This is a genomic window from Mesorhizobium alhagi CCNWXJ12-2 (genome assembly GCF_000236565.1).
In the GTDB taxonomy this organism is placed as follows: Bacteria; Pseudomonadota; Alphaproteobacteria; order Rhizobiales; family Rhizobiaceae; genus Allomesorhizobium; species Allomesorhizobium alhagi.
Genome location: NZ_AHAM01000225.1, coordinates 1 through 5,614, shown reverse-complemented (window position 1 = coordinate 5,614; position 5,614 = coordinate 1). Strand labels below are relative to the sequence as shown.

The following is a 5,614-nucleotide window of genomic DNA, read 5'->3' as shown; positions in this document are numbered from 1 at the left end:
CTATCTGGCCTTCTTGCCCATCTATTCCCGCCTTTCGGTTTCGGAACGCCCGGGTGTTCGAGACGCGGTCGAACTCGCGGCGATGGGCGGCGCCTATGTGGCATTCGCCATCGCCCTGGTAGAGAGCTTCGGATTTGGCCTGCGGGCTGAAGGTGGCGCCGGCAACGCCTATCCCTTCGCGCTTGCTAATTTCATAGCCCTCACAATCACTGTCCTGGCGAGCCAGCGGGCGCGCGGCCGATGGCGTGTGCTGTTCGCGCTGGCCGCACTCGCATCCGTCGGCAGCATCATCCTGTCGGGAACTCGCGGCCTGTGGCCCGGACTCGTCATCGTTCCGGCGATTTGCATCTGGTTCTACCGCGATCATGTGGCGCGGCGTTACCTGCTGCCCTCGACAGCGGTATTTTCAATCGCGCTGCTGGCCTTCGGATTGTTTGCCACGCCCTTCGTCCGCGACCGTGTCGAACTGCTGGTGGAAGACTATGGGCAGATAGTAAAAAAGGGGGATTATTCGGGATCGCTCGGTAAGCGAGTGACCGTCTGGAAAGCGGGCTGGCAACTCGTTACGGAAGCGCCATTCTTCGGTCACGGGCCAGGCCACAGCGAAGAACTGATGATCGAGCGCACCAAGGCCATCTCGGGAGCGCCTCTCCCCTTCTCGCATTTCCACAACGTCTTTCTGAACTACGCCGTACGCGACGGAATTCCCGGAGCCTTGATTGTTGCCATGATGCTCCTCGGCCCGGTAATCCTGGCCTGGCGCAAGAAGCGTGACGAAATGGGAGACTACGGCCTGGCCATGACCGCCGGCATAGCGATGAGCTTCTTCCTCAGCGGTCTGTTCAACAACATGATCGGCCATGATTTGTCCGATTCACTTTTTCTGATGGGAACACTCACCGGCTTGTTTTTTGTTTTTGAGCCCAGCGACCGGCGTGGGGATCGGAACTGAATAGATGCCATTGGATGGTACCGACTGCGAAGTTTTGCCAACCGGAGTTTTGCCAACCGGAGTCCCTCCTCGCCGCCACCGACGCTTACGTCGCCAATCCCAAGTTGCTGGACCGGCAGGGCCGCGCGGGACTGGACCTGCTGCAATGGAAGGGCCAGTTCAACGAGGTCTCGTGACGGAGCCGTTCTTTCGCCTGCTCCTAGGCGAGGATAAGGCCACTGGCGCTTTCGCTCGGCTGAACCGCGCTCCCACGGTATTTCATCGGTCTCACCCCAGTCTCCCCCCGGCTGGAGCCGAGTCCTGTCGCTAGTGGTGAAAGCCTGACGGTTGATACCCGACGCGTGGGGCAAACTCCGGGTGGGAATGCGATGCTATTGCATGGGCAAGGGAGCGCTCGGCACGGACAACGCGGAAATTGGAAAGGTGAGGTCTTTATGCCGCTTCGAAGTCAGCCCGTGCTACCATCCATGTACACTGACGGACTTGGCTGGCTTTTCATCATTGTCTTTCGCCAAGCGTCTCGATCGCTTCAGAAGTCAAACTTGCTCCAATTTAAAGCAAGGGTGACAGTTGGCCAATTGTAAAGGTCACGTTTTGATCAAATCGCACCAAATTCAGGCCAAGGCAGCCGTCCGCAATGGGTCGGCTCTTGCGGTTCATGGTACCAAGCGTCAGACTTTCACCACTCTCATCGTGCCGCAAGAGTGTTCGCGGCGGCTCCCTTAACAGCAAAACCTGTACTCCGGCGAGGAGGCAAGGAATCCGGGAGGCAAAGCATGAATCGAATTGTACGCTACTGCCCTTCTTGTTTTTAACGCCATCCAGCCAGCACAGCGGTCTCTGGCCGATAAGCAGGTAACCCGCGACCAGGTGACCTTGTCCGCGTAGGGGTTGTCCTTTTGGCTGATCCGTTCGACGTTGAATTCCCAGCGAGCTTGTGCGAGAGGAGCGGTGGCGCAGCGAAAGCCGGCTTAGAAATCCAGCTTGTAGAGACGGCCATGAACGACGCTAAAAATACAAAACAGATGTCACTTTCCGGTATACTTGCATATTGGCAGCACCCGGACGAAATAAATTCGCCAGAAACCTACACAAAAGGGGCCATCGGGCGCAGTCTCTTTCTGATCGACTGCATGAAGAAACATGCTACACAGGATTCGCGAATTCTTGAGATCGGATGCAATGCTGGTCGCAATATGGCCTTTCTTCACAACGCCGGCTTCCCACGATTGGCTGGCATTGAGATTAACCAGGCTGCTGTCGACCACCTGCGGCAGACCTTTCCCGAGCTTAAGAAGGCACGCATAATTGTCTCTTCTATTGAGGAAGCAATTAAACAAATCCCCGACAACGCATTTCACGTGATCTATACGATGGCCGTTCTTGAACACATACACTGGGAAAGTGATTGGATTTTCGGCGAGTTAGCTCGTGTCAGCCCTAAGATCATCACGATAGAGGACGAGGTGACTGAAAGCCCGCGCCATTTCAAGCGTAACTACAAAGCAATCTTCACCGATCTAGGCTTCAAACAAGTGGATTGGTCTAGATCCGTGCCAGGAATGACAAAAAAGTTCCGATACAGGTGTTTCGCCCGGAGGAAGAGGGCAAATGCCCAACCTCCCTTGGCCGGCCAGAAATGACGACGTTGCTTCGGTGCCCAGGATCCGTCGGCAGCAGGTGCTCCCTTCCCACTGGCTCCGTCGCCGGACCGCTCCCGCCGGCCCGATCTCGAGATCGCGTTCAGTGCCCGAATGACGGCCGCCACCGTCTTGGTGTCAGCGCCCTAACACGCTTGGCAATGCCGTCGATCTCAAGCTTAATCGTCGGCCGTGAACAATTGAGTTCGTAGGCAGCTCGCCTGTTTGGCCGGATGTGATTGCAATGATCACCAGCCACAAAACGCCTTCGGCCACCTGAGCAGGAGGGAGAAGTTGTAGCCCGCGGCGGCCAGAATGGCGTTGATCGCATCGCCCTTGGCGTGGGCGAGGTAGTTGCGGCCCATCCTGTGTTCGCTTTTGATATGGCCGATCACCGGCTCGACCGCGGATCGTGGTCGCATCTGGCGTTGGATGGCCGGCGTCACGCGACGCTTCTGGCCGGCAGTGAAGACCCTGAACCTGTGGTTTTGCGGCGCGTTATGGCCGCGGCAGCCGGCGTCGGCGAGTATGCCCTCGATCTCGGCGCCGATGGTGTCTTCCATCGCGGGAATGACCGTTCCCAGCGTATGCCCGTCATAGGGGTTGCCGGGAAGGGCCACGGCGTGCAGGGCGAACTGGCCGCCCCTCGAGCGCTTCAGCGTGGTGGCGATGGGGACTTTGACGCCGTAGGGCGCGTGCGCCTTGTCCTTGCCAATGCACTCGACCTCATGTCATGGGCGTGCAGACTGTAGGTCTTGCGGCCGCGCTGGCGCTGCCTCTGCTCGAGCACGGTAGAGGCTTGGTAGAGCGGCGACTTGAAGATCGCGTCCAATGCCGCATCGCCGGCGATCTGGCGCTTGATGTCGCGGATGAACCGCCCAAGATCGGTCTTCAGCTTGCGCAGGGCCTTGCCCGCCCGCTTGAACTGCTTGGCGTGCACATAGCGCTGATGCTTGATCAGCGCCAATTTGCCGACCCGGGCATAGGATTGACGCAGGTCGAGCCCCGTCTTCTTCGCCAGCCGCACCAGCCGCTCACGGGCACGATGGATAAGCTTGGCGTCGGTCGGGAACATGACGTTCTTGGGCTGCACCGTTGTATCGACGATGACCCGCCGCGTCTCCTGCGGCTTCATCGCTTCGGTCTTCACCGCCACCGCAAGGCTTTCCTGCAGCAGGGCCGTGATCCGCTCCTCGCCCATGCGCTAACGCCAGCGCGTCAGAGACGAGCGGTCAAACGGCAGTTCGTGTTGGCAGTAAACGGGTCAGCGTCTCTCCGCTGATCCACCAAAGCTCAAGCGCAACAGCTCTTTGATCTCAACAAGCCAGATGCGCAGCTGGATTGCACTAGCAACCACCCTGAACCTAAGCGGATGACGCGAATGTGTGAGATAGTTCCAGATTCCGCGTACGGGTGGCGTCAGAGTACTAAGCACCCAACGGAACGTGCGTCGCTTACCTTCTCGGCCAGAAAGCTGCCCCCCTTTGACGCGGCGCGCCTTCGTTTTTATCTCGTCCCAGCTAACACGCGCTGGGTGAGCGACTCTTGCTGCATCGACATAAACGAGTGAACAACCGTTCGAGACGGCTCGGCGACAGAATTCTCCATCGCCGCCCGAATACCGAATCCCGTCGAATCCGCCAAGCTGCCGAAACAAAGCTTTCGATACGGCCAGGTTAGCGGTTGCCGCATAGCCTCGCTCGACGTATCGAGCCTGCGGAATACCCTTCACGAGGTCGTACATCTCGTAAGGTCCCGGATGGGACGTGCGCGGCGTAACCTCTATCGAGCCCGCTAGCAGCGTCCACTGGCCCAGCCTGCTCACAGTCTCATCGAGTTCCTGCAGCCACTGAGGCGCAGGCTGGCAATCCGCGTCAGTAAAAACTAACCATTCGCCTGCTGCGTATTCCACGCCGCGATTACGCGCGGCATACGAGCCGGGTGTTTCACAGCGCACAATCTGCGCGTTATGAAACGTTCCGCTCGGCGCTGACGAATCCGGTGGTCCGTTTTCGACGAGGATGATCTCGAAGCGTTGCCGGGCAAATGTCTGCTTTTCTAAGCTTGCGAGTAGGGCAGGTACTAGATGCCAGTGACAATACACCGGCACTACGACCGAGAAACGGAGCCTGTCGTTGCTCAGACTATCAAATTTGGGAATAACGTCCTCTCCCCTTTTTCAATCGCTAATACCTCTTGGCGGCTGGCTTTAGTCGGCTACGATTTGTTGGTCAGCAGGATATTTGCAAGTCGCATAGTGCTCGAGATCGTTAAGCGGCTCGACCGGCGCCGAGGGCTTCGAAGTCCCTTCCACGCTGCTAGGTGGCCGTTTTTATCGCGTTGCCAGCGTCAAATCTAGATTTGAGAGCCGTCGCCGCCTCTTGAGACTGCCTCACCAAGCGTTTCGAAGCGGGGTTCACCATGTCGAACACGCGGTCTGGAAGATGCCATCCACAAGACCCCACCCGGGACTGCCCTGCTCGCGTCCCGGCGGAGACGCCACTTGTAGATGCGCTTCATGCGACCTTTACTGGATGGAGGATCGGATCCACTCGCCAAAATGCCAGGCCACGGTCGCGCCCGCCCCTGCGATTACGAGAAGCACAAGCAAAAGGCCAACGGCCAGAGACGAATTCACCTCGTGGAGCATCGAAGGCTTTTTGACCGCGCCGGCCTTTTTCGCGACCTTAAATTTTAAGTTGTGCTGATATATGACGCTGTTGGGCGCGGGCCGCGCCTTCACGTTGTACTCACAGGTCGGACGCATGTCGGGCCGGCATCTGCAATCCGTTTCCAGGTCGCAGCAGAAATCCTTCAGGACCGAAGGTGTGAAATTCGTTCTCGCTGGCAGGGTTGGCTTCTCGTCTTCAAATCGCATTCGTTGCTCCTCGCGTCCCAGCCAACGATAATCCACAGACTCGGGATGATTCGGGTCGACGCATTCGGCCAGCTTCGGCCGCTCCTTCCTACTAGGAGCCTGTCCAGATAGCTCCGGCATAGGGCTGCTTGCTGAACGATAGTG

General features: G+C 58.2%; 5 protein-coding genes and 1 pseudogene. 3 read left to right on the top strand and 3 right to left on the bottom strand.

Features of this window, described 5'->3' with window-relative positions:
* Window positions 1-82 precede the first annotated feature (82 nt).
* From MAXJ12_RS25280 to MAXJ12_RS25275, 3 genes are all read left to right on the top strand, one after another.
* Complete coding sequence (locus tag MAXJ12_RS25280) at window positions 83-952, top strand: O-antigen ligase family protein (RefSeq protein WP_210160944.1); 870 nt, start codon at window positions 83-85, stop codon at window positions 950-952.
* Between the two features lie 14 nt (window positions 953-966).
* Complete coding sequence (locus tag MAXJ12_RS37775; RefSeq protein WP_008838906.1) at window positions 967-1,128, top strand: hypothetical protein; 162 nt, start codon at window positions 967-969, stop codon at window positions 1,126-1,128.
* A gap of 723 nt (window positions 1,129-1,851) precedes the next feature.
* A complete protein-coding gene (locus MAXJ12_RS25275; RefSeq protein WP_008838905.1) occupies window positions 1,852-2,595 on the top strand; it encodes a class I SAM-dependent methyltransferase in 744 nt (247 codons plus the stop codon).
* A gap of 245 nt (window positions 2,596-2,840) precedes the next feature.
* On the opposite strand, the pseudogene MAXJ12_RS25270 reads toward MAXJ12_RS25275, so the two are convergent.
* The 3 genes and pseudogenes from MAXJ12_RS25270 to MAXJ12_RS25265 form a co-directional block, all read right to left on the bottom strand.
* Window positions 2,841-3,850 (bottom strand): annotated as a pseudogene (locus MAXJ12_RS25270) (IS5 family transposase); the annotation flags it as partial.
* A gap of 6 nt (window positions 3,851-3,856) precedes the next feature.
* A complete protein-coding gene (locus tag MAXJ12_RS35695) occupies window positions 3,857-4,702 on the bottom strand; it encodes a glycosyltransferase family 2 protein (protein ID WP_085984068.1) in 846 nt (281 codons plus the stop codon).
* 417 nt (window positions 4,703-5,119) lie between these two features.
* Window positions 5,120-5,614: hypothetical protein (locus MAXJ12_RS25265; RefSeq protein ID WP_244421597.1), on the bottom strand; the 495-nt coding region annotated here is incomplete at its 5' end.